20 protein-coding genes and 1 pseudogene are annotated in these 24,397 nt (G+C 57.7%); 6 read left to right on the top strand and 15 right to left on the bottom strand.

Annotated features, from left to right (window positions below):
• Positions 1 to 135: 135 nt before the first annotated feature.
• Positions 136 to 888, bottom strand: a complete 753-nt coding sequence (locus ACYAS9_RS13395; protein WP_463568774.1) for a hypothetical protein — start codon at positions 886 to 888, stop codon at positions 136 to 138.
• 186 nt (positions 889 to 1,074) lie between these two features.
• Between ACYAS9_RS13395 and ACYAS9_RS13390 the strand changes: the two genes are divergently transcribed.
• The gene (locus tag ACYAS9_RS13390; RefSeq protein ID WP_463568929.1) at positions 1,075 to 1,389 is read left to right on the top strand and encodes a DUF7693 family protein; all 315 of its coding nucleotides are present in this window, start codon (positions 1,075 to 1,077) and stop codon (positions 1,387 to 1,389) included.
• A gap of 127 nt (positions 1,390 to 1,516) precedes the next feature.
• Here ACYAS9_RS13390 and ACYAS9_RS13385 read toward each other — a convergent pair whose 3' ends face one another.
• Both ACYAS9_RS13385 and ACYAS9_RS13380 read right to left on the bottom strand, forming a co-directional pair.
• Positions 1,517 to 2,902 carry a hypothetical protein gene (locus ACYAS9_RS13385; RefSeq protein ID WP_463568773.1) on the bottom strand — a complete coding sequence of 462 codons (1,386 nt, stop codon included), beginning with the start codon at positions 2,900 to 2,902 and terminating at the stop codon, positions 1,517 to 1,519.
• Positions 2,903 to 3,049: 147 nt separating this feature from the next.
• Positions 3,050 to 3,459 (bottom strand): annotated as a pseudogene (locus tag ACYAS9_RS13380) (transposase); the annotation flags it as partial.
• Positions 3,460 to 3,773: 314 nt separating this feature from the next.
• Between ACYAS9_RS13380 and ACYAS9_RS13375 the strand changes: the two are divergent.
• Entirely contained in the window at positions 3,774 to 5,135 is a 1,362-nt protein-coding gene (locus ACYAS9_RS13375) for a pentapeptide repeat-containing protein (RefSeq protein ID WP_463568772.1), read from the top strand.
• Here the strand turns inward: ACYAS9_RS13375 and ACYAS9_RS13370 are convergent.
• The 6 genes from ACYAS9_RS13370 to ACYAS9_RS13345 all read right to left on the bottom strand — a co-directional run bounded on the left by ACYAS9_RS13370 (position 5,070) and on the right by ACYAS9_RS13345 (position 11,705).
• A complete protein-coding gene (locus ACYAS9_RS13370; RefSeq protein WP_463568771.1) occupies positions 5,070 to 5,705 on the bottom strand; it encodes a hypothetical protein in 636 nt (211 codons plus the stop codon). The genes ACYAS9_RS13375 and ACYAS9_RS13370 overlap by 66 nt on opposite strands.
• A gap of 13 nt (positions 5,706 to 5,718) precedes the next feature.
• A complete protein-coding gene (locus ACYAS9_RS13365; protein ID WP_463568770.1) occupies positions 5,719 to 6,192 on the bottom strand; it encodes a hypothetical protein in 474 nt (157 codons plus the stop codon).
• 494 nt (positions 6,193 to 6,686) lie between these two features.
• Entirely contained in the window at positions 6,687 to 9,071 is a 2,385-nt protein-coding gene (locus ACYAS9_RS13360) for a CehA/McbA family metallohydrolase domain-containing protein (RefSeq protein WP_463568769.1), read from the bottom strand.
• Between the two features lie 48 nt (positions 9,072 to 9,119).
• Complete coding sequence (locus ACYAS9_RS13355; protein ID WP_463568768.1) at positions 9,120 to 9,869, bottom strand: ABC transporter permease; 750 nt, start codon at positions 9,867 to 9,869, stop codon at positions 9,120 to 9,122.
• Positions 9,870 to 9,876: 7 nt separating this feature from the next.
• Entirely contained in the window at positions 9,877 to 10,869 is a 993-nt protein-coding gene (locus ACYAS9_RS13350; protein WP_463568767.1) for an ABC transporter substrate-binding protein, read from the bottom strand.
• Entirely contained in the window at positions 10,866 to 11,705 is an 840-nt protein-coding gene (locus ACYAS9_RS13345) for an ABC transporter ATP-binding protein (protein ID WP_463568766.1), read from the bottom strand. Before ACYAS9_RS13345 ends, ACYAS9_RS13350 begins: the two co-directional genes overlap by 4 nt.
• A 146-nt stretch (positions 11,706 to 11,851) precedes the next feature.
• On the opposite strand from ACYAS9_RS13345, the gene ACYAS9_RS13340 reads away from it, so the two are divergent.
• Positions 11,852 to 12,583 carry a GntR family transcriptional regulator gene (locus ACYAS9_RS13340; RefSeq protein ID WP_463568765.1) on the top strand — a complete coding sequence of 244 codons (732 nt, stop codon included), beginning with the start codon at positions 11,852 to 11,854 and terminating at the stop codon, positions 12,581 to 12,583.
• A gap of 15 nt (positions 12,584 to 12,598) precedes the next feature.
• On the opposite strand, the gene ACYAS9_RS13335 is transcribed toward ACYAS9_RS13340, so the two are convergent.
• From ACYAS9_RS13335 to ACYAS9_RS13310, 6 genes are all read right to left on the bottom strand, one after another.
• Positions 12,599 to 14,209 (bottom strand): GMC family oxidoreductase, encoded by a 1,611-nt coding sequence (locus ACYAS9_RS13335; protein ID WP_463568764.1) that lies wholly within the window; start codon positions 14,207 to 14,209, stop codon positions 12,599 to 12,601.
• 26 nt (positions 14,210 to 14,235) lie between these two features.
• Entirely contained in the window at positions 14,236 to 15,453 is a 1,218-nt protein-coding gene (locus tag ACYAS9_RS13330; protein WP_463568763.1) for a mandelate racemase/muconate lactonizing enzyme family protein, read from the bottom strand.
• Position 15,454: 1 nt separating this feature from the next.
• Positions 15,455 to 16,765, bottom strand: coding sequence for an MFS transporter (locus ACYAS9_RS13325; protein ID WP_463568762.1), 1,311 nt, complete (start codon positions 16,763 to 16,765; stop codon positions 15,455 to 15,457).
• 142 nt (positions 16,766 to 16,907) lie between these two features.
• The gene (gene aldA / locus ACYAS9_RS13320; protein WP_463568761.1) at positions 16,908 to 18,332 is read right to left on the bottom strand and encodes an aldehyde dehydrogenase; all 1,425 of its coding nucleotides are present in this window, start codon (positions 18,330 to 18,332) and stop codon (positions 16,908 to 16,910) included.
• Positions 18,333 to 18,453: 121 nt separating this feature from the next.
• Complete coding sequence (locus ACYAS9_RS13315) at positions 18,454 to 19,383, bottom strand: LysR substrate-binding domain-containing protein (protein WP_463568760.1); 930 nt, start codon at positions 19,381 to 19,383, stop codon at positions 18,454 to 18,456.
• A 129-nt stretch (positions 19,384 to 19,512) separates the two neighbouring features.
• Positions 19,513 to 20,439, bottom strand: a complete 927-nt coding sequence (locus ACYAS9_RS13310; RefSeq protein ID WP_463568759.1) for a LysR family transcriptional regulator — start codon at positions 20,437 to 20,439, stop codon at positions 19,513 to 19,515.
• Between the two features lie 472 nt (positions 20,440 to 20,911).
• On the opposite strand from ACYAS9_RS13310, the gene ACYAS9_RS13305 reads away from it, so the two are divergent.
• The 3 genes from ACYAS9_RS13305 (at position 20,912) to ACYAS9_RS13295 (ending at position 24,397) form a co-directional block, all read left to right on the top strand.
• Positions 20,912 to 22,546: an ABC transporter substrate-binding protein gene (locus tag ACYAS9_RS13305; protein WP_463568758.1), complete on the top strand. Its 1,635-nt coding sequence runs from the start codon at positions 20,912 to 20,914 to the stop codon at positions 22,544 to 22,546.
• Positions 22,547 to 22,610: 64 nt separating this feature from the next.
• Positions 22,611 to 23,564 (top strand): ABC transporter permease, encoded by a 954-nt coding sequence (locus ACYAS9_RS13300; protein ID WP_463568757.1) that lies wholly within the window; start codon positions 22,611 to 22,613, stop codon positions 23,562 to 23,564.
• Complete coding sequence (locus ACYAS9_RS13295; RefSeq protein WP_463568756.1) at positions 23,561 to 24,397, top strand: ABC transporter permease; 837 nt, start codon at positions 23,561 to 23,563, stop codon at positions 24,395 to 24,397. Before ACYAS9_RS13300 ends, ACYAS9_RS13295 begins: the two co-directional genes overlap by 4 nt.

Here is a 24,397-nt window from a genome sequence, read left to right as displayed (position 1 = left end):
GGGATCGGGCTCAGCGCGGCGTCGCCGCATCCCGCATAACAAGAATGGTTGGCTATGCGGTGGCCCGATCAAGGTGCTGCGTTCTACGGGTGCAACCTCCAAATCTGGCCATGCCAACCCGATGGGGTTTCACCGTTATTTCTTCGCAGCATCTACCCAGATTGCATAGGTAGTTGCAGCAACCTCAAGGCGATCCAGTGTCGGTTTAGTCTTCAGTGCGGCGATCTTTATCGCGAGTACCGCAAGCTCATCCGCTGCATCTGGCTTCCATCCATGAGCCACCGCCCAGGCTCTGATGCCATCAGCGTCCAGGGAGTGATTCTTCCGTCGCAAGATTTTGAGAGTCCGAACTGCGTGCTCTTGGTCGTTAGGGTGCGAGAGCGGATTGGACGGGTTCACACGGCGGGTGAGTGACTCCATGGCCTTGACTACGACCGGATCATCTATCAGCTTCGCCGGCTGAGTTTGCCGCACGCCATCTACCATGGGCGACCAAGATTTAATCCACTCGGCCACGGCGTCTTCACACCAAGGTAAGGCAATCACCGCGGCCACCTGACCTGCAGCATCGACCTTGTCCATGATGTCCTTGCTAGCGTACGGACAAATGACCAAGGTACCCGGCAAAAAGTGTGTCAGCGTCCTCTTGGTCATCAACCGAGCGGGCTTTCCACCCACCGTAGTGCGCTCACCTTTTTCCAGTGCCTTGGCGCGGGTCGCGCCCAGGAAGGAACCGAGCGTGGTGCTAACTTTGATGTTGGCCATTGCCGGAACGAGGATCACGACTTCATTGATAGCGTGGCTCGGGTCGCTGCAAAGGTTGTCTGCGTATCGGAACGCTGCATCGACGGCATCGTTGGTGAACACGGCTCTGATAGGATCTGGCACGGATAACTCCTTGTAAGTTCGAGCCAACCATACTCGGCAAAGTGCGCTGAAAAATCTACTCTTAGAGGGCCGATGCGCACACTTCTGTTCGCCGTATGCAGACGCGAAAGCCTATGCGGATCACGCAACCGATCCCCTCGTTCGTATACCATTGCGTGAACTGTGATCGAGAAAGGTGCATCTGCTTTGTCCCCTACGCCCCTTACCGCCCGCGAGGCCTATCAGGTTATGCGCGACATCGCACTGGGAGTTCGCACTATGCGGCGCTTAGGCACGCATTCCTGGGCAGACATCTATACCGGGCTGATGACTGTCGAGGTGGATGGCTGGGTGATCACCTTTTATAACGATTGCGATACCCTCGATTACTGCGACAGTTGCTACTGTCCTGATGGCCGCGCCTACAGATTTGATTCATTCCAGCGATTTGGTACCGACCCGGTTGAGCTGTTGAGCACCTGGGAAAATGCCCGGCTGGAAAAGCTACTGTCTGCTCTATAAGCCATGGGGCATTAGATTTGTCCCCGGGCCTAACCCGCTGACGGCTACGTTTTAAACGAGCAGCCCGCCCAGCCTGGAGTACGTGCAGACAGGCCAGTAGTCCTCCAGATCACCCATGCATCCTCACTCAATCACCGGATGGTTCAGCATAACGATCCTTCGCGAAGAGCCAATCTTTAGGTATCTCCGACAATGATGGGTCACCTGCCATCATCGCCTCTTTCGGACGCTCGCTGCGCATGGCTTCGATTTGTTGTGCCAAGTTGTCGGCGAACCATTGAAGTGACTCGAACTGGGTCGCGACTCTCAAGAAATGCTGCTCGCTCAGCCTGAAAACCCCGACTCTGTTTTCCCAGTCAACGGCAATTCCCTTGCCCTCAGAGTTGCCGCGCTCCTTGTTTACTCTTGGCGCGATTTGAATGGCGCTGATGCCATCCATGAGAATCACCGGTTCCAACGCGCGCTCATCCAACAGCTGCCTCACCACTGCCAAGTCAATCAAGACGAGGCAGGTAAACCGTTCCTGCATGAACAACACCGTGTTGGCGGGAGACAGTGTGACGGTGAACGATTTGTGATGCTCCCAGGTGGGTTCAGGCGTTAGAGAAACAGTCAACGTGGTGGGCGTTTGATATTGCCCGTGTAGATCTAGAAAAGCATCAGCCTTCCCAGCAACATTCCATCCGCACAGGTAGGTCAGGCCAAGCTCAGGGGCCACAACCGCCGTCCCATGTTGCTGGGCCTTCGTCAGACACTCGTTGATCTGATCCTCGTAACTGACGAGGGGAACAGATACTTCGACGCGCTTGGCATTGGCCAGTCCTCGAAAATTCGCCGCGTAGTCATTTGAGAAGAACTCCTGCAGCACCCGAATTTGTTCCTGCTGCTTCTTCACGCGCACGTTGGTGTTCGTAGAGCTTTTGATCTCCCAAGGCAGTGGATCGGCAGCGCCCATCAAGCAGACGTCACCGTGACGGATGACGTTCGTAAGGTCTGACAGGATGGCAGGTACGTTCATGGCGAGCGCCCTGCGTAGAAAGCGATACTCGTTCATGAACCCGGTCTTGCCGAGCATAAAACCCGGGTCGCTCTTCACCTCGTACTCCCCATCAAAATACAGGTGCTTGAGGCTGTAGGAGCTTTGATAGACACAAGCGATACCATCACCAAAGCACTTCCACAGAAAGATCAACTGGTGGAGATCCTGGATCCGGTTAGCAGCTTTTGACGCCAGCGCCTTGAGGATTGTTGATCTTTCCCTCGTTGAACCTTTGCGTTTCAAGGCTTGCATGCGGGCTCTCGCCTTCTTAAGCCGCTTTACCCGATGCTCAGCTGTGATGATCTGTCGGAGCAGAAAGCGCTGAAGAGTCAGCACTGTGCTGAGGTCGTCAGGATCTTTCCGAATCTTGGAGAGCAGGAGCGCGGCCAGCCCGAGGTGTTGGATTTGTCTGGGAAACCTCATGACCATGGCCCTGCTTTTGAATTGATGCCGCATGGTGGACGACGAGCCCATCGGTCATCAAGCCGCATGAACGGCCGGAGTTCGTGGGAAACACTTCCTGAGTGGCCTGGCCGGTGGACGTTAACCATCAACCGATGTAGTGGTCAACTAATCCCGGACACGACGTTAAGTTTTTTCTCGGCATAAGCGGGGGCCAGTGGCGGCGCTTTGACTTTGCGTAAACAGTTCGTTAACCCGGCTGCGTAACCGAAGCCGCTCAACGTCTGGAGTTTGGCGCCTGAGACGGTGGGCGTAGTAACACGAACGAGTGACATCAAAGACTGCGCAAAGCCAATCAACCGGCTCTTGGGGGCTCAGTTGATCAATCAGCGCATGCGCTCGTGCTCTTCCGACATCAAGAGCGCGGTAGCCTTTTTTAAAATGGATTTCTCCCGCTCAAGTCGAGCGATTCGAGCTTCCAATTCCTGGATTTTCTGTTGCTCTGGCGTCAGCGCTTTACTCTGCGGAGTAACGCCGGTGCGCTCCTGCTGAAGCTGATTAACCCAGCGGCGCAACGCGGACTCAATCACACCAAGCGAGCGGCTGGCTTCGATATAGCTATAGCCTTGGCGGAAAAAGAACGACGTTGTTTGGTCATCAGACACCTCTGATCTGGCGAGCATTCTCGCCTAAATGGGTGTCCGGTTTCATTAGACCACTACACGGACACCTCATCGTTGAGCGGTAGGGTACCGCTCCTTTGGGGGTGTCCGGAATCATTAGGCCAGATCAGAGGAAGCTACCTCGGGGAGCGAATCCTTCCTAGCACCTGAGCGCCACCCGAAATTCAGTGTCGTACCCACCCCACACTGGCCATATCGATGATATGTTTCGCCCCGAATGATCCGCACATTCCCAACGTCACTTCATCAAGCGTGCCGAAATGCAAGACACTCAAAAAATCGATATCCGAGAAATACTCAATGACGTAGACGAAGAGCTCAAAGAAAGTTTGATAATGTTTTTTGAGCAGCCGGAGCACGGAACTCCAGACAGCATCAGCAAGGAAGGATGTTTGGCGCTGGCCAAAATGGGTTTCCGAGCTTGGAATTCTTGGCGAGAGAAGTTCCCATCCACGCCCTATGGTCATTTTGACTACAAAAATATTGCCGATTTTTCCGACACCGACTTCCGAGGGATGGCATGCCAGTTCGACGGAGGGGTTTGGTTCCATGACTTCAAATTTGGCAGCGGCGCAAGCTTCAAAGGGGCAAAATTTCCACGATACACCTCCTTTGATCGAGCAATTTTCGGCGAGTCATCAGACTTTTCAAATACATTTGTAGATGCACGCTCCAGCTTCAAAGACACCAAGTTCCTCAAGAACACAAAGCTGGAATCGATGACTGTCGAAGACTGGATCGACTTTGATTACGCAGAGTTCGAGGGCAATAACTCATTTGCCAAATCTTCATTTGGCCATTGCACTCGATTCAACGGAGCAAGATTTGGCCCTGACATAAGTTTTAACGACTGTTTTTTTAGGCAGGCCGTGTGCTTCGAAACCATTCAAGACACCACCAAAGAAAAAATCAACTGGACACCTTACGATCCCACAAGCGAAACATTCAACGCAATCTCATTTAAGAGATGCCTATTCAAAGAAGATGTCAGCTTCAAAAATCGCGAATTCCGGGATACGACGACATTCGATGGCGCTGTCTTTGGCAGACCTCCTATCTTTTTTGGTTGCACACTTCATCAGGATGTGTCTTTCAAAGATGTAACTTTCCCTAGACCGACCGGCAAAGAAAGTAGCGCCCGAGCGTACCGCCACCTACGCCTATCCTTCGGACAACTTCAAGCACCGCATGAGGAGCAGCTTTTTTTCAGGCTTGAAATGGCCGAGATAGCCAAAGGTTTGACAGGTGGAAAACGCTGGCTGTTTCTCGCCTACGAGAAGCTCTCATGCTATGGTTCCAGCATATCCAGACCTTTAATGGCATACCTGATATCGTTTATTTTTTTCTCATGCGTATATGGAGTGCTGTCATGGGCAACGCATTGCCTTCCTGACCAGCAAAAGTGCAGCTTCGATGTCTCCGGCATCGAATTTTCTATTCTCCAGGCCATTCCTTTACCTGGGCTTGAAAAAATGGCCGGCACCCTCAAAACCGAACTCATCTCTAGCGGTGGCTACATTAGCCTAGTGGCTACCCTCTTCATAATTCTTCAAAAATCAATTTCTATCCTTCTGATATTTTTGATAGGCCTCGCACTCAGAAACACCTTCAGAATAAAATGAAAAACGGGTCTGTGAGAGGAGACCCGTTATGTTATGAAGCGAAAATCTACGGTTCGCCTTTCTGAGTGTAAGGATGGCATCACGGTTAGATAAAGGTGGGTCACGCAATGCCGCTAGCAAATAGTCAAACCCCAAGATGCGGGTGATCATCCAGTCAATGATCTCATCTGGATCACCCGACTCCAGAAATGCCTCGCCGCGAGGCGTTAATTGCAGGTTATTTGCGTTGGCACGTAACACGCCCCACTCGGCGATCAGAGCGTTCAGCTGAGTATTGCAAGTCGACGTTTTTGATTGAGGGCTGATCGATTGCAAGTGTTGGATGAAGTCTTCACGTGTACATCCATCTGTTGCAAAGTCGATCATGCTTTGAATGGTGGCTGTGCCTCCGCCAATCGCCAGCAGACCGCGCCTCCTTCTCTCAGGAGGCAAGGGCTTGAGTACTTCGTCACCTGTCTCCAGGTCGGATATTTCGGTGGCTTCGCCTTCTGGGTTCTGAACATAGTTGACAAACAGTAGCCAAGGCAGCGTCAAGCGTGAGACGCCCTCCCTGGAATAGACGTCAGCCACCTCACCCAGCACGTCATCTAACCGGTTCAATACGAGGCGGTGCAGATGACGCCTCTGACCGCTCAGTGGAAGCCCCAAGGCATGAGCCAGCTCGCGCAGTTTTCGATGATGCGCTATCGACGTGAAAGCGCCAGGACAAAGCAATGCGAAAACACGGTACATCTTGATGTCGAGGGTTTCTTTTGGTCAGCCCAGCAACCGCGGACGCAATTTGAGCCCAGGCGTCAGCGATGAGCATCTCATTCTCAGAAGGATCGTTTGTCTGCGCGTACTTTTGCTTCAGATGCCAGAGGCTCTCTGCGATTGCCGGATTATCGGCGACCGCAGAAATGTTGATGCGCCCCATGCCTGTTGCCGAAACAGCCTCGGTGTCCCAGAGCGCCAGCTGGAAGTCCTTGCTTAGGAACTCCTCATGAGACACATCCCTAACACGCACCAACCATTTCTGGAATTCGGCGATCCAGCTTTGATTACCCGCCAAGGACATTACCTGCTCCTGGAGGCTAATACACCCAGTCCTCAGCTGTTCGTCATCCTTAAAATCCAGCAAGTCCATTCTCCACCAACGATATTTATAGATGGCGAAATAATGTCATCACTGGGAGATGGAAGCCAGCTCCGGGAAAAGCGTGGCAGTGACCCGCTCTACCCCATCTCGTCCAGCTGAAAACTTCACGCGAATTACGTACATATTGGTTCAAAAATCGCTTAAATCAATCAGCGGAAAATCACGAATCTGGTGAAAATAATTGGTGGAAAATCACAATTTATTTTGTTTCTTCAGCGGAAAAACCATAAATGATTCCACTCATTTATCGAAGTTCTCGATTTGGCCTAGGAAATACTGGGCTTTGGGGCTTTCCACTTAAATCGCGATTGGTGCAGCTGGCCTTGAGGATTAATCGGCGTCCCACCTCGATCGTCAACGCCCGGATGCCAATCAGCAATAGCATCCGGCGTTTAACTAAAGCTGGCTCCACCCTATCCCTCTGTTTTAGGCAACGTCAGAAACAAAGCCGACGTCCAGACACGCGACTGATCACGTTGCCGTGCACAGATGAACAAAGCATGTTCGCGTCCTGCCTGTAGACGCAGATCCGAGATCTTTAGCTGCCCTTGTATCTCTCGCGGTAGAGTCAGGTCAGTCATGCGCTCTAACGATAACTTCAGCTCTGCTCCGGGCAGTTCTACAACGTGCTGCCCTTGAGATAACAAATCATCCCCGGTCAGTAGCACCTCAACATTGGGAGCATGCACAAAAGCCTCCGGGTTGGCTGGATCACCCACCTTTGTGTAGTTGTCGATTCGGCTGCGAACTTCCAGGCGCGCGCCAGCCAACCGGGACAGTTCAATTTCAATGCTGTCAGTGTCGCCGTTGGTGTCCGTACGGAACGCAAGACTGGTTGAGTCCTGACGCCATACAGTCTGTTCGGGGTGATCCAGGCCACAGGCATCGAAGTGCTTGATGACAGCGCCCGTCACGCGAATCTCGCCAGTCCAGTAGGCTCCACGGTAGCGATCCTTGATCCGCGCACCGCCCAGACGCAAGCGAATACGCTGGCTGCTGAAGCCAAGTTCTTCATGCAGGTTGCGCGACCAGATCAATTGCTCGCCGTTGAACAGATCGATCTGCTCCCAACCGTTTTCACCGAGCAGACGGTAGTCGAGGCTGGCCTCTTCCGAGGCGGTGAACACCTCGCCCATCAGATGCTCGCCTGAACTCAGGCTGGCAAACGAACGCTCGCCAGTGGTGGCAAACGTGCGACGGGCACGCAGGGCCTGGCCGACACTTTTACGATCAAAGCCTGCCGACAATACGCCGGTCAGACCGCCCCGGGAGCCAAATACTGCGGTAGCAGGCACGCCACCACCGCAACGGCCCTGGTGCTCATCACTGTTGGCTGCCGCGCCCACTCGATAACCACGCTGCAAAGCTTCGGCATATACCCAGTGGAACTGCCCCCACGCCGAGCCGACTTCAATCAGGCGCTCAAGGGCTGGATGGTGCCAGTCCAGGTTGCAACGCCGCCCGCCCACATGGGGCATCATCAAATGCCCTTCAGGATCCTTGGCATAAGCGGCGTAGAGTTCATCCACCGGCCAGGCCCCAGGCTTGATGGTGCCGGCAGTGAACTCGTTCCACTCGAACGAGCGAACCAGACGGCCTTGGTTATCGAAGGGAAACTCCGGTTTGCGGTCATGCAAGAACACCACATTACGGTCGCCACCGGCACAGGAGTTGCCACACCACTCAGTCCCCGGATAGCAGACGAACCGTCCGGGCTCATTCAATTCATGAATAAGTTTGACCGCTTGATCCCAGCGCTGCTCGGTGATGTTGAAGTCATTGGCGGTGTAACCCAGTACGTCCAGACCTGCAACATCACGGCCATAGCTCAAGTTATACAGTGTGTCATTGGTGCCGACGGTGTCGTCGGAGTGCACATGCAGGTCGGCATACAGTGGCCGTAGACCGGCGCCTTGAGGGTCAACGTTGATGAATGCCTGGGCAGGTCGCACACGGGCGTCGGTGACCTGCGCGCGCAGCTGCCATTCTCCGATTTCACTCAAACTCAACGCTGGTAACCGCACCACTGCCCAGCCCTCGCTGGCAAGCGTGAAGGCAATGTCGCGCTCTCCTCCATCAGGAGAAATCAATAGCAGACTGCCTTTTAACGGCAACTGCTGGCAAGTGTTACCCCAGGCATCGTCGACCCGCAGCAAGACATCAAAAGCCTCTTCGCTACTGACCAGTCGCGGCGCAATGACCTGCAACTGGCTCGCGACACCCGGCACGATATCCCACAGCAGGTCGCCTGGAACTTCAGCAAATTTCGAACTGCCCAGCGGGTCGATGAAAAGGCGCAACCGGAAGCCTTTTTCGACAAAGCTCTGCACCCGAGTGCCCGCCCCGCCCTGACGACGATCGCCGAGGCGAATGACAATACGATCACCTGGATTCAGATAGCCGTCGATAACATCGATGATGATGGCCTTTTGAAACGGCCGCTCATGCCCCTTCTGATCAAAGCGCACCTTCAGGTGCTGTACGGTCGCCTGACTCTGCCCTGGCACCAGATCGCCTGCCTGATACTCGGCACTGACATAGTTAGGCCCCGACGGGTTAGAAGTTTGAAACAATGCCCAATCGGAATAGAACTTGAACGCCAGCTTCAACCAGGCACCATCCGCCAGTCCGCTGGCACCCACTTCATACGTCAGGGTGATCTCGTCCCACTGTCCGGCGACCAGCGTTTGTCGGTCGCCGCTGATACTTCCGAGAAACGGCCGAGCCTTGTTGCGCTCATACAGGCCAATTGGGGCGGTGTATTCACCCGCGTCGCGTGGGTCGAAGGAAGTCGTCAAAATGCACCTCGTGGGGAATCTGCTAGAAGCGGTTCGAAAAGAACGTTTTTAGTGGGCACGCCAAGCTTGGTAGTGACGCTCGATACGGCGGAAAACCAGGCTTTCCATCAGCCAGGCCAGCAAGCCGATCAAGACGATGCCGAGCAGCACCTGGCTGCTGTTGCCGATTTGTCCGCCCATTGAAACCATCCAGCCGATGCCCTGAGAAGCGCCGATCATTTCGGCCGCCACCAGCGCACGCCAACCCTGGCTGAAGCCAATGCGCAAGGCCGCAGTCAAGAATGGCAGCGAAGCGGGCAGGTAAACGTGAACCAGCAGTTGCCGGGTATTGGCACCCAGCGTACGCGCGGCCCGCACTTCTCCACCGCGAATGCTCTGCACACCTTCCTGAATAGTGACCGCCATGGGGAACACGGCAGCGATAAAGATCACCAGCACAATGGAGAAGAATCCAAAGCCGAAAATGATCAAAATCAGCGGAGCCCAGGCGATCGGCGGAATCGCCATGAACAGGCTGTTGAGCGGCGCAATGAAGTCGCGAAAACGGCGCGACAAACCGCCAGCCGTGCCCAGCAGCACGGCGATCACGACGGCGGATGTGAATCCGGCCAACTCTTCCAGCATGCTGGCGCGAAATTGCTTCCACAGCGATCCATCGTTGATCCAGCGGATCGCCTCTTGTGCAACCACCCAGGGTTGCGGCAGCACGTAGCTGGGAAAGCGTGAAGCCAGGATGATCCAGACCACCAGCAAAAATGGCAGCGAGGCCCAGCCCCAGTTGGGTTTTGGTATCGACATCAGAGGCTCAGCGCGAGGCTTTATCCAGGTAAGAAGTGTCCACCAGATCGTTGGTGTCCAGAGGGGTATTCATGAAGCCCAGTTGCGTCGAGTAATTCATCAGGCGCTGGATGAACTGGATATCGCTGGGCTGCAAATCGGCTGACCATCCAAGACGCGAGCGTGCCTGCGCGACAATCTGCTCTGGACTGATGGTTTTACCATCGGCGCCCTGAACGGCCTCGAGTTTGAAAGCCTCGGCAATTATTTTGTTGGATTCTTCGGGATGTTGATTGAGGAAATCTACGGCCTTGCGGTGTGCTCGGAGCAGCTTGACCACATCGTCCGGGCGATCCTGCAGCGTCTTGGGCAATGCAATGACCACATACCATGGGTACTGCGGGAGCGCCTGGTTGACATCGAACAGCACACGGGTATTGCCACGCAACAGCGCCTGGCTGACAAAGGGTTCCCACGTAAAAGCGGCATCAACGATGTTTCGCTCCAGCGCAGCGTTCATGTTGCCCGGTGGCATGTCGATAATATCGACGTCGCTGTCCGGATTGAGCCCGGCGGCTTCCTTGAGCACATAGCCACGCAATAGTACGTCCATGCCGCTGCCTTTCTTGACACCCGCCAGTTTCTTGCCGTGAAGCCCGGACAAATCACGGATTGGACTTTTGTTATCGACAATGACGGCTGCCTGGCCATAGTTGACCTTGGCCAGAATCGTGCTTTTGAGTCCCCGTGAGTACCACTGGTAAACCGGTGGCGTACCTACATAGGCGACGTCCAGTTCACCTGCTGCCAGAGCCTGCTGAATCACCGGGCCGTCACCCAGCGCCTTGAGGTCTACGTCCAGCCCTTCCTGCTTATAGAACCCCTCCTTCTCGGCAATCAGCGCCGGTGCGTTGGCCATGGCAAAGACATAGCCGATGCGCAGTGGTTGGTCAGCGGCCGAAGCGTTGCCAGCTAAAGTAAAAGCAGCCAGAGAAGCGGCCAGGAGCGTGCGTCTGATCATGCGGTCAACTCGGGTGAGTGAGGAGTTTGAATAGCGCCAGGAGCCTGCGCCATGACGTGGGAAATACGTGCCATCAGTTCATTGCGATAGTCGATAAAGGCTGGCAAGCGACGGGTCTGCAAATTACTGCGCGGGCGAGGTAAATCGATCTGCAGTTCGCTGTGAATACCGCCCGGAGCGATGTTCAGCACCACCACGCGATCAGCCAGAAAAACCGCCTCATCAATGTCGTGGGTGATGAAAAGAACGGTCTGGCCCAGCTGCGCCCAGATACGCAGGGTTTCTTCGTTCATGCTATTGCGACTGATGGCGTCCAGCGCAGCAAAAGGCTCGTCCATCAGCAACACGCTGGGCTCTAATGCCAGAGTTCTGGCTAGCGAAACGCGTTGCTGCATCCCTCCGGATAATTGCTGAGGCAACCGCTGTGCAGCGTGCTCCAGACCCACTAGCCGCAAGTACGACAGCGCTTTCTCGCGTTGCTCAGAGACACTGCTCTGCCCCGCCATGCGCAGGCCGAAGCGGACATTATCCAGCGCGCTCAGCCAGGGAAAGAGTTGGGGGGACTGGAACACGTACCCCAGCTCTGCACGCTCGGGACGTACCGGCTCACCATTGATTTGAACCTGTCCCTGACTCGGCTGCTGAAAACCCGACAACAGATTGAGCAACGTAGTTTTGCCACACCCTGAAGGCCCAAGGATCGCGACAAATTCGCCGGGGCGAGCACTGAGGCTGAACTGGTCGAACACTTGGTGACCATTGGCGTAACTGAAGCTGACCGCTTCAACGCTCAAGGCATCGACAGGCGGGTTTGGCTCTGGAGGCTGGGAAGGCATGGCAAGTGTAATCAGGTCGTTTACAATGGGTGTCCTGAAATAATACGTATTAATACAAGTTGAAGTAATATCATCTTGTCATAACCTTAGAAGCAAACGCAGTTCAGCCTTCCGAGGCCGGTCTCAGTGCTTAATGGAATAGAACAGTGACGATCCTTCGCGACAGCAGCACATCGCTTTACCAGCAAATCGCCCAGCAACTGCTAGAGGAGATCCACCGAGGTGATTTTGAACCGTCAGGCAAGCTGCCTTCGGAGGCAGAAATTGGTGAGCGCTTCACTGTCAGCCGCGTGACCGTACGCCTGGCCATCGGCAAGCTTTGCGACGAGGGAGTGGTTGAGCGCAAGCAAGGCAAAGGCACCTTTGTGGCGGCCAAGCAACTGCGCCATGGGCTGGATGCATTGCGCAGCTTTCATGAGGCGTTGCTGCTTCAAGGCCTGAAGCCGACCATGCAGGTCATTGCCCATCAGTTGGTGCCCACCCCGGAAGGACTGCGGCATCTGTTTCCCGAGACGGTGCAATCGCTGTGCGTGGAACGCCTGCATTTTGTAGACGAGGAGCCCATCGCTCTGGGGCGCAGCCACCTCCCCGCCGAACTGGCAAGCGTGGTGTGGAAGGACGTGGAGCAACAGCCTATCTATTCGGTACTGGAGCATGTCACCGGCTGCCCGGTTAGCCGTGCCGATATGGCCATACGGGCGCAGCAGGCCGACAAAGACCTGGCCGGTGCACTGGGCATCAAACGTGGCGCGGCATTACTGGTGATGGAGCGCACCTCTTGGTTTGCCGACGGCCGCTGCTGCGATCGCACGACCTTCTACATAAAGCCGGACCGCTACTCATTCGTGCTCAGTGGTGTTTTCAAAGTAGGTAGTTAGTATGCAGGCCGGAAATCAACCATCCCCCAAAATCAAATCAGCCCCCTTCTCCGCCACCATCAACACCGCTGCATGCGTATTACCCGACGTCACATTCGGAAAGATCGACGCATCGACAATCCGCAGCCCTTCAATCCCATGCACCTTCAAGCGCTTGTCCACCACCGATGTCTGCGGATTCTGGCCCATGGCGCAAGATCCACACAGGTGATAAATCGAGCCGCTGTTTTCACGAAAATACTGCAGCATCTGCTCATCGGTCTGTACGGCGGAGCCGGGTAACACTTCGGCCACGGTGATGCCTTTGAGCGCCGGTGCCTGCATGATCTTGCGCATCAGCCGGCTGCCCTGGATCACCTCGTCGATGTCCTTTTGCGTGCTCAGGTAGTTGGGGTCGATCAGTGCGGCATCTCGTGGGTTTTTCGAGGCGATGCGGATGGTGCCGCGGCTGGTCGGGCGGCACGGGTTGAAGCACAGCAGGAAGCCGGAATAAGGCTCAGGCTTGAGGCTGGCCTTGTTGTTTTTCGGAATCTGGTAGGACAGCGGGTTGAAGTAGAGTTGCAGGTTCGGGTCTGTCTGTTCATCGTTGCCGCGAAAGAAACCACCGGCCTGGTTGACGCTCATGGCCAGCGCGCCCTTGCGGGTCAGCAGGTACTTCAGGCCCAGTTTCAGCTGGCCGAACAGCGAGCTGAGCTCGTCGTTCAGTGTCGGGATATTGGCCTTGTAGTAATAGCTGGCGCACAGGTGGTCTTGTAAGTTCTCGCCCACCGCCGGCAGGTGCTTGACCAGCGGTATCGCGTGTTCGGCCAGCAGTTGCTGGTCAGCGACACCGGACAGTTGCAGGATCTTCGGCGTGTCCACCGCCCCGGCGCAGAGGATCACTTCCTTGCGCGCCGTGAAGGTACGGGCCACGCCGCGCTGGGTCACGGCAATGCCGGTGGCTCGCTGCCGGTCGTCGAACAGTACGCGGTCGACCAGTGCATGCAGCTCCACGGTCAGGTTCTTGCGGCCAAGCGCCGGGTGCAAGTGCGCAAAGCTGCTGGAGCAGCGTTCGCCGTTGCGCGTGTTGACGTCATACAGGCCTGCTCCTTCAAAGTTCGGGCCGTTGAAGTCGTCGCTGTGGGCATAGCCCAGTTGCTCGCAGCCCTTGAGGAACACGTCGCAGATCGGGTGAGTCTGGCCCTTCATCGGTGTGATGCTGATAGGACCGCTGCCGCCGTGGTACTCGGTGTCGCCAAGCGGGTGGTTTTCCAGCTTGCGAAAATACGGCAGCACATCCTCAAAACCCCAGCCGTCGTTGCCATTGGCGGCCCAGTCATTGAAGTCATGGGCCTGGCCGCGCACATAGATCATTGCGTTGATCGAGCCGGAACCGCCCTGCACTTTGCCCCTTGGCGCATAGATCGCACGGTCGGCCAGCTGCTTTTGCGGCTGGCTGTAGTACATCCAGTTAAAGGTCGGGTTGTAGTACATCTTGGCGAAACCGACCGGGATCCTGAACCACCAGGAACTGTCCTTGCCGCCCGCTTCCAGTAGTAATACGGAGTACTGCCCGGAAGCTGAAAGCCTGTTGGCGAGGATGCAACCCGCCGCGCCTGCGCCTGCGATGATGTAGTCGTATGTCATTCACGGTTACCGCATAAGTCGTTTTTTTAGCCCTTGGCGGGCGAAGTGTCTTTGACATCAGCCGGGGTCGGCGCCATTTGCAGGTGCAAACGCTCACCGGTGTACGGCGTGTGCTTGCGCACCACGTCCATATTCAGCTCCACGCCCAAGCCTGGCTCGGTAGACGGAATGATGTAGCCGTCCTCCCATTGCAGCGGTTTGGTCAGCACTTCGGCATGGAAGCCGCCCCAGGTCATGATGCTTTCCTGGATCAGGAAGTTCGGCGTGCACGTCGCCAGCTGAAAGCTTGCCGCCGCCCCAATCGGACCGTTGTACAAGTGCGGCGCGATCTGGGCGTAGTACGCCTCGGCCATGCTTGCGATTTTCTTCGCTTCCAGCAGCCCGCCGCAGCGCGCCACGTTCATTTGCAGGATCGACGCGCCACCGGCTTGCAGCAGTTTGAAGAACTCATACTTGGTGGTCAGCCGCTCGCCGGTAGCGATTGGAATGCTGGTCTTGGCCGCAACCTGGGCCATGGCGTCTTCCTGGCCCGGCGGGACCGGCTCCTCGAACCACAGTGGGTCGTATTTTTCCAGGCGCCTGGCCAGGCGGATTGCCGAAGACGGCACCATCTGCCCATGGGTACCGAACAGCAGGTCGCACTTGTCCCCTACTGCCTCGCGGATCTTGCGGCAGAAGGTCTCGCAGCGCTCCAGCACTTCCATGGAAATCTGGTGGCCCGAGTACGCGGTGTAAGGGCCTGCCGGGTCGAACTTCACGGCGGTGAAGCCCTTGTTCATGTTGTCGATGGCGCACTCGGCGGCCAGGTCCGGGTCGTCGTAGTCGTACTCGCCCTTACTGTTGAGCGGATACAGGTAGGTGTACGAACGCAAACGCTCGTTGACCTTGCCGCCGAGCAGCTCATAGACCGGTTTGTTGGCAGCCTTGCCGATGATGTCCCAGCAGGCCATTTCCAGGCCGCTGACCACGCCCATCATGGTCAGGTCCGGGCGCTGGGTGAAACCGCTGGAATAGGCCTGGCGAAAGAAGCGTTCGATATGGTGCGGGTCATGGTTGAGCAGATAGCGCTCGAACACGTCTTCGATGATCGGCAGCATGGCCTTGGGACCGAAGGTGGCGGCGTAGATCTCGCCGACGCCTTCGATGCCGCAGTCGGTCTTGAGTTTGACGAACAGCCAGTACATGCCACCGATATGCGGCGGTGGAACGGCAACGATATGGGTTTCAAGGGCGACGATTTTCATCTCAGGCACCTGTCCGGTTGAATTTTTTACGATTGATTCGGGCGCGCAGGGTCAAGGCCGCAAGGGTGCCCAGCACGCCGATAAAGGCGATGTAGCCGAAATACAGGTCGTAGCCGACCTTGCCCGGATAGGTGTCGGTCAAGTAGCCGTTGATCAGCGGGATAAAGGTGTCGGGCAGATACCCCACCACCGAAACAATGCCGATCGCCAGGCCGGTGATGCGCAGCGGAATGTCGCAGCTGTCGAGTATTGCCCAGTACAGGCCACGAATCGCGTAGGTCATCAGGCCGATAAAGATCACCGTGCCGATCAGCAAGCCCAGGCTGTTGAGCGCCGGGAATACGATCAGCCCGATCATGCTCAGGGTCACCAGCACCAGCGCGACGATCAGCACCGAGATATTCGAGAACCTGTCTCCCAGCCAACCGCCACCGATGCCGCCAATGGGGCGCATCCACAGCTTGATGGTGGTGATGGTGCCGGCCATGACCGCGGTCATGCCGCTGCCTTGCAGGTAGTCGGAGAAGCTGTAGGTGGCCCAGAACATGTGATAGCCGCAGAACACAATGGCGGTTACCAGCCACAGCTCGGGGATTTTCACCAGTGTGGCCAGGTCGGTGATCAGGTTGAACCTGCCCTTCTCTACCGCATTGGTTTCGGCCAGTGATTTGGGATCCTTGAGCAACACCAGCACACAACCGATGGCAATACAGACGAAGGAATACAGGTAGACCACCTGCTTGAAACCCTCGGCTGCCGACTGGCTGCGGGTCTCGGTGGCATAAGCGAACAGGCCCAGCGCCACAGTGGCCAGCAACGCTTCGACCAGGCCACGCCCGCCGTCGAGAATGCCGAAGAAACGGCCCTGTTCAGTGTGGTGGGCAATCATCTTCACGCGCTTGAGCACCGAGGCCCAGAACGTCAGCCCGGTGGTCAGGCCCCAGCAGCCGAAGATGATCATCAGGCCGGTCATGGACGGTACGCTGGCGTACCACAAGCCCAGCGCGCCGGTGGCCACCAGCGAGAAGAAAATCAGGAAGCGCGGCGGCAAACGGTCCGCCAGCCAGCCGCTGGGCAAGTAGCTGAGCAAGAAGACAGTGCCGAGCATGGAGTACAGGTAGCCCAGCTCGCTGTGGTTGAGATGGAACACTTCGAGCATGGTGGTCTGGTAGACCTGGCGCAGGTAAAGGATCGGGTAGATCGCGCCAGCGGCCAGTACCAGCAACATCAACTGGAAATAGCGACGGGCGGTGTCGCTGCTTGCTGCAGGCACGGCAGCGGAACCCTGAGCAACGAGTGCAGGCTTGGACATCGTGTGAACCTCAGGCACCCAATAGGCGGGCGCCCTGATAATTGTTGTTATAGAGGCAGCGGCAAGTGGCAAGCTACAAGCGGCAAGAAAGTCTTGCGCGCTCCAACTTGCGGCTTGCTGCTCATAACGCGTAGCTGCTTCTTTAGTACTTCATGACCACCAGGCGGGTCTGGGTGAATTCAAGCATGCCGTGCTTACCGTCATCGCCGCCCAGCCCTGAGCGTTTCCAGCCGGCGTGGAAGCCCTGATACGGGTCCGCCGGGGTGCGGTTGACGTACAACTCGCCGGCTTCGATGGCGTTCGCCACTTTCATCGCCGTGCGGTAGTTCTCGGTGTAGAGCACCGACGACAGGCCGAACTGATGGTCGTTGGCCATGGCCAGCGCTTCATCAATGTCGCGGTACTTGAGCACGGGCAGCACCGGGCCGAAGATCTCTTCCTGGATGATTTCCATGTCCTGGCGGCAACCGCTGAGCAAGGTCGGCGGATAGAAATGACCAGGACCTTCGGGCAGCACGCCGCCTGCTTCCAGTACCGCGCCGGCAGCGACGGCGCGCTCGACCATGGCGTGGATAGTTTTTCGGGAGCTGGCGTTGACCAGTGGGCCCATTCTGTCTGGGTCGATTGCGCGATCGCCGAATGTCACCGCGCTGATCCTGGTTTTCAGCAGCGCCAGGAACTCTTCGTAGATGCTTTCGTGCACATACACCCGCTCTACCGCCGTACACAGTTGGCCGCAGTGGGTGGTCTTGGACGCGACAATGGCGCTGGCCGCCTGCTCCAGATCGGCATCGGCTTCGATGATCGCAGGAGTCTTGCCGCCCAGCTCCAGGGACGGCTTGGCGATATTGGCCTTGCAGTAATCCAGCACAATGCGCCCGGCGTTCACGCTGCCGGTGAGAGTAATCAAGCCAACGGCTTTGTGGGTGCACACGCTGGCAGCGGTGGCGTGGTTCATGGTGAGAATATTGATCACACCGGCCGGAATGCCGGCAGTGACCACCGCCCTGGCGATTTCAAACGCCGACAGCGGCGTGTTGTTACTGGGGCGCACGACCACGGTATTGCCCGCGATCAACGCCGGCGCGATCTTGCGCAGCAGGGTGTAGACCGGGTAGTTGAACGGAATCAGGCACGCCACCACGCCAATCGGCTCGCGTTGCAGAAACAGATTTTCGTCCGGGGTATCGCTGGGGATGATCTCGCCTTCGATACGGCGTGCCCATTCGGCGTGGTAGCGGGTGATCTGCGCGGCGTAACGGGCTTCATTGCTGGCATCGCTGACGCTCTTGCCGGACTCGCTGGCCAGGGCGCTGCCGATGGCTTCGGCGTGGGCGTCCAGCGCATCGGCAAAGGCCCGAAGGTGTTCGGCGCGCTCGATACTGGTGAGCTTGCCCCAGGTTTTCTGGGCGATGGCCGCGGCGTCGACGGCAGCGATGGCCTCATCGGCGGTCGCGGCGCTGACGTGGCCGACCAGGGTTTCGGTGGCCGGATTGTAAACGGCGATCAAGGCGTCGCTGGCGGGTTCGGCGAATTGGCCGTTGTAGAAATTGCGCTCGAATTGCATGTGGTTTGCCCAACGTTGTTGTTTTGCGAGTGACATGCAGTTTTGTCAATGCGCCGGGGTTGGACAAACGACTTATTGGATGCTGTAACGTGAGAAAAAGGCAGGTTAGTGGGATTAACGCTCACACCGCTGCGGTAGAGGGCTCGAGCTGGCGCTGCGCCAACCAGATTTCTTCTTGCAACCACCGCCCGAACACCTGCAACTGCGGCATATCCGTCTGCTCGGGTCGAGTCACCAGCCAGTACGACTGATGCCCCTCCACGTGCACATTCAACACCTGCGTCAACTGCCCGCACGCCAGCTCCGCCGCAACCATATGCCAGTCCGCAATCGTGATTCCCAGCCCATCCGTCGCCGCACGGATGGCCAGATCCAGCAGGTCGAATTCGTACCCGCCCTGGGTATCCACCCCATGAATGCGCGCCGCGTCCAGCCAGTGCTTCCATGTCAGGTAACGCTGGTCCTCACGGGCCAGCACATGCAGCAAGGTCATGCGATTGAGGTCTACGCCATCACTGCATTCACGGGCATACAACGACGGGGCGCATACTGCGATGTGCCGCTCCTGGATCAGCAACGAACTGTCCAGCCCATCCCACTCACCATTCCCAAAACGAATGGCACAGTCCAGCGTGCTGGTTTGCGCCAGGCTGTCCTGCAGGCAAGTGGTGATGCTCAACTCCAGCTCCGGATGGGCCTCGCGCAAGCGGCCCAGGCGCGGCATCAGCCAGCGGCTGGTAAAGGTGGGCGGCGCGTTGATGTGCAGGCGGTTGGAGTGGGTTTTCTGCTGGATGCTGCGCACCGTCAGTTCGATCTTGTCGAAGGACTGGTGCAGCGCCCGCAGCAGCACTCGCCCGGCGCTGGTCAATTCAAGGTGATGGTGACGCCGCTCCAGCAGGTTTTCTCCCAGTTGCTCCTCCAACTGGCGCACCTGACGGCTGACGGCGCTTTGGGTCACGTTCAACAGCTCGGCAGCCCGGGTAAAACTGCCGGTACTGCCGGCCACTTCAAACGCCTTGAGGGCATTGAGACCGGGCATTTTACGTTTCATAACAGGCACTCGAAAAAGGCTGACGAGAAATGAAGCTTCCTATGATGCGTAGGAAAATTCCCGAGCAACATACCTTTTTGTGCCGGTTAGCGTGAATCCATCAGACACTTTAAAGCCTGCAAGGCAAGGTCACAGGCTGCAAGCCTGCGCTGAAGAAAAACCGACCTGGCGCGGTCTGTCTGCATACCCTGAACGCCCCAACTGGCGTTGCAGCATCTCTACCAGTGCTTCCACCAGCGCTTCCACCTCCGGCACCTGACCGCCGGCCGGGCGCCAGTACATCAAACGCACCGGGTCAATCGGCGGAAAGCCATGGCGCTCATCGAGGATCTGCCAGCCCTGCGGCACCAGCCGCCGCGCCATCACGCCAACCGACAAGCCCTGCTCAATGGCAATTGCGATGCCACGCGCGCTCTGGCTGGTGGATGCGACATGCCATGAGCGCCCGGCCCTGGCCAGCGCCTGCATGGCATTGGCGCGAAATGCACAACCCTCGGCGTACACCGCCAACGGTACCGACTGGCGCCCCACGCAGCTCCAGCTCGGCGCCACCACCCACGCCAATGGCTCATCGCACAGGTATTCGCCCGATGGCAGGCCGGCATGTTCCACCCCGAGCACCAGGTCCAGCTCACCGCTGTTCAAGCGGCTGACCAGCGCAGTGGGCATTTCGCAACAGATGTCCGGGCGCACCAGGGCAAACTGCGCCTGAAAATCCTTGAGCATGTCGTCCAGGCAATGGTCGGCGTAGTCCTGCGGCATCCCTAAGCGAATGCCCACGTGCGGATGGGGTAATTGCACAGCGCTGATCGCCTCGTAGTGCAGCTTGAGGATCTGCCGTGCATAGATCAGAAAGGTTTCTCCGCCAGGCGTCAGGCCGATGGAACCGCCGGTGCGGCGGATCAGTGGTGTGCCGACGATCTCTTCAAGGCGCTGCAAACCCAGGCTGACCGTGGTCCGGGTTTGATGCAGGCGTTCGGCGGCTGCCGACAATCCCTGGCATTCGATAATTGCCACAAACGTTTTAAGTAAGCTGCCATCCAGTTCGCCTGTCATAACGATCACCTCATATCAGCGACATCATTAATACAGAGCGATATCCCATACAGGATTCGAGCCATGTTCGATTTCAGGCGCTGATCGATCAGGCGGGTACTGAACAGGCCAAAAAACAACGCTTCCCTGCCCCAGGATGACCCGCGCCGCACTTTCATGGAGCGCGTGACCGGCGCTCAACGTGTCTAGCCTCACAGCCTGCTCCGGGCACCCGCTGTAACATGCATTTATTGAAGGTTACTGCGCAGAATTTGTCGTTTGTCGATCTTTGCGTAAATGACAAAACTGCGGGCATCTCTAATAAAAACAACATGAGAGCCGCCCTATGTCCCATCTCGTTGCCCACCTCCTTACGACGTTACGCCTTGTTCTCCTGCCAGCTTTACAGCGGTCCGTGCTGCGCCTTGCAGGCGCTTGCCACTGACCCTTGCGGTTCAACAAAAACGCATATTCGCAAGTATTGGAGAGGCTTATGAAAGACTTGACGACCCTGGACGGCAGCGTGCCGCATCCAGCCGTAAATGACCTGTGTGCCCAAGTGCAAAGTGGCGAGATCAACCGCCGGCAATTTCTGCGTACTGCCACGCTGCTGGGCATTAGCGTGGCCAGCGCCTCCAGCTTTATCGGCTCGGCCCTTCTGGGTAACGACGCCCAGGCCGCTGACGCTATCCCGGCCCGTCAGGGCGGCAGCTTGCGCTTTGCCTGTGCGATTCAGGAAATCCAGGACCCGATGCTGATCACCTGGATCGAGGCCTCCAACCTGCTGCGCAACTCGCTGGAATACCTGACCTGGGTCGACGCCGACAACATCACCCACCCGTACCTGGCCGAAAGCTGGAGCCCGTCCGAGGACCTCACCACCTGGACCTTCAACCTGCGCCAGGACGTGAAATGGAGCAACGGCGATCACTTCAACGCCGACGATGTGCAGCACAACATCACGCGCTGGATCGCCGCCGATTCCAAGTCGGTCAACCGTACCGCGTTCCAGGACATCGAGGCCTTCGAAAAAGTCAGCGATTACCAGTTCCGCCTGCAACTCAAGCGCCCGATCCTGGCGATCCCGGAGATGCTCAACGCCTTTACCTGCGCGCTCGTGCACCGCAGCTTCAAGGCCGGCGATGACTGGGCGAAAAATCCGCTGGCCACCGGGCCGTTCAAGCTGGTGTCGTTTGCGGTGAACAAGCAGGCGACATTCGCCAAGCGTGCCGATTACTGGGGCAAGCCTGCCAACCTCGACGAACTGCGCTACATCGACATGGGCACTGACGTGTCGACCCACCTCGCCGCCCTGCAAGCCGGGCAAGTCGACGTGCTGTACCGCGTCACCGTGGCCGAGCTGGACCTGGCCAAGCGCTTGCCCGGTGCGCAATTGCTCAGCTGCAAGTCGGCGCAGACCGTGGTCATGCGCATGGCCTGCGACCAGAAGCCGTTTACCGATGTGCGCGTGCGTAAAGCCGTGGTGCTGTGCGCCGACAATGCACAGATGCTCAAGGTCGCCTATCGCGGCATGGGCACGCTGGGCGAAGACCACCATGTGGCGCCCTCGCACCCTGAGTATTTCCCGCTGGCCAAGCGCGTACGCGATGTCGCCGCCGCGAAAAAACTGCTGGCCGAAGCCGGTTTCGCCAATGGCCTGGACATCGACCTGATCGTTGGCAACACCCAGGGCCGCTATGAGCAGGACTGCGCGCAGATCCTGCAACAGAACTGCCTGGAAGCCGGCATCCGCATCAACCTCAAAGTGGTGCCGGCAGCGCAATACTGGCCGATCTGGGACAAGGCCGCGTTCAGCCTGACCTACTGGGCCCATCGCCCGCTGGGGGTGATGTCCCTGGAACTGGCGTATCGCGGCGGCGGTGCCTGGAATGAAAGCCACTACAGCGACCCGGCCTTCGATGCTGCGCTGGACAAGGCGATGGGCATCATCGACCCGAAACAGCGAGCCGTGGCCATGCAGAGCGTCGAGCAGATCCTGCAGGATGCCTGCGTGATCGTGCAGCCGTTCTGGGGCGACAAGTTCACCGCGGTGAGCAAAAAGGTGCAGGGATTCCAGGTGCACCCTTCCGACTTCTATCCGATGGGCAATGTCTGGCTGAGCGCCTGAGCTTCAGGGGCTTTGAAGCCGAGCCACAACATTCATTCCCATCATCCGTCGGAGCATGCACCTGATGGTTCATTTTCTATTGCGCAAATTGCTGATGCTGCTGGCGACCCTGCTGTCGGTATCGCTGATTGTGTTCCTGGCCCTGGAACTCAATATCGAGGACGTGGCAATCAACGTCCTCGGTCCCTACTCCGCCGCCGACCAGCGCGCGGCGTGGCTGCTGGAGCACGGCTACAACCAGCCATTCGCGTGGCGCTACCTGGTCTGGCTGAAGGACTTTGTCAGCGGTGACTGGGGCACTTCGGTTTACTTCCGTGAGCCGGTGCTCACGCTGCTGCTGCCCAACCTGTGGCAAACCCTGACCCTGGCCGGGCTGGCGCTGCTGGTGATGGTGCCGGTCGCGCTGACGCTGGGCATTCTCGCCGGGATTCGCCAGGGCTCGATGATCGACCGGCTGGTGTCGTTCCTGTCGATTGTCACCACCTCGATCCCGGACTTCGCCAGTGCCGTGTTCGTCTCGGCAATCTTTGTGTTCTGGCTCAACTGGCTGCCGGGCGTCAGCAGCATGAGCGACGGCTTCAGCGCCATTGAGCTGGTGCTGCCGCTGATGGTGCTGTGCCTGTTCGGCATCGGTTACCTGGCCCGTATCACCCGTGCGTCGATGGTCGAGGTGATGCAGGCGCCGTATATCCGTACGGCGCGGCTCAAGGGTGCTTCAACCTCGCGCATCGTATTGCGCCATGCCCTGCGTAATGTGCTGATCGCGCCGGTCACGGTGATCATGCTGTACATCCCCTGGCTGCTCTCCAACGTGATCGTCGTAGAGGTGTTTTTCGCCTACAAGGGCTTCGGTTCGATGCTTTACACCGCGTCGCTGAACCATGACGTCTACCTGATCGAAGCCTGCGCGATGATCAGCGGCGTAGTGGTGGGCATCAGCAAGATCTTCTCGGACCTGGCCTACACCTGGCTCAACCCGCGCATCACCCTGCGCAGTCTTGGCGGAGGCAGCCAATGAACCTGCTCACATCTCTCAAACATCCCTTGGCCCTGCTCGGTCTGTTGCTGGTCGGCGGCTGGGTGCTGATCGCACTTTGTGCGCCGTGGCTGGCGCCTCATGATCCTCTGGAGAGCTTTACGCCGTTGCTGACGCCAATGACCGCAGGTGACGACGGCGCAAGCTTCTTGCTGGGCACCGACATGATCGGCCGCGACATTCTCTCGCGCCTGATCTGGGGCACACGCACCGTATTGTTCTGGTCGATCCTGGCCACCGTCACCGCGTTTGCCGTCGGCATCGCCATGGGCCTGTGCGCCGGTTACTTCAACGGTTGGGTGGATGCAGCGCTGTCCTATGTGGCCGACACTGTGCTGTCGTTTCCGGTGCTGGTGTTGTACATCGTGATCATCATCGCCCTCGGCGCGTCGGCGCTGAATATCCTGATTGCGGTGACCTTCACCAGTGCGCCGGCGATCTTTCGCATCATGCGGGCGTTGACCATTGACATTCGCTCCCGCGACTACGTGCTCAGCGCCATCACCCAGGGCGAAGGCTCGCTGCGCATCATGCTGGTCGAGATCCTGCCCAACTGTGGTGGCCCGCTGATCGTCGATTTCTGCCTGCGCATCGGCTACACCGCGATCATGATCGGCGCCCTGGGTTTTCTCGGCCTCGGCCTGCCGCCGCCCACTCCCGACTGGGGCGGCATGATCAACGACGGCCGTGCCATGGCCATTTCCTTCCCGCATCTGGTGCTCTTCCCGTGTATCGCCATTTCTACCCTGATGCTAGGCCTGAGCCTGCTCGCCGACGGGCTGGATGAACACGCGCAGCAAGGCGCAAGGAGTTGA

This window comes from Pseudomonas sp. HP_08 (assembly GCF_055284095.1).
The sequence above is the reverse complement of the archived record's forward strand: the minus strand, read 5'-3'. Positions and strand labels throughout refer to the sequence as shown.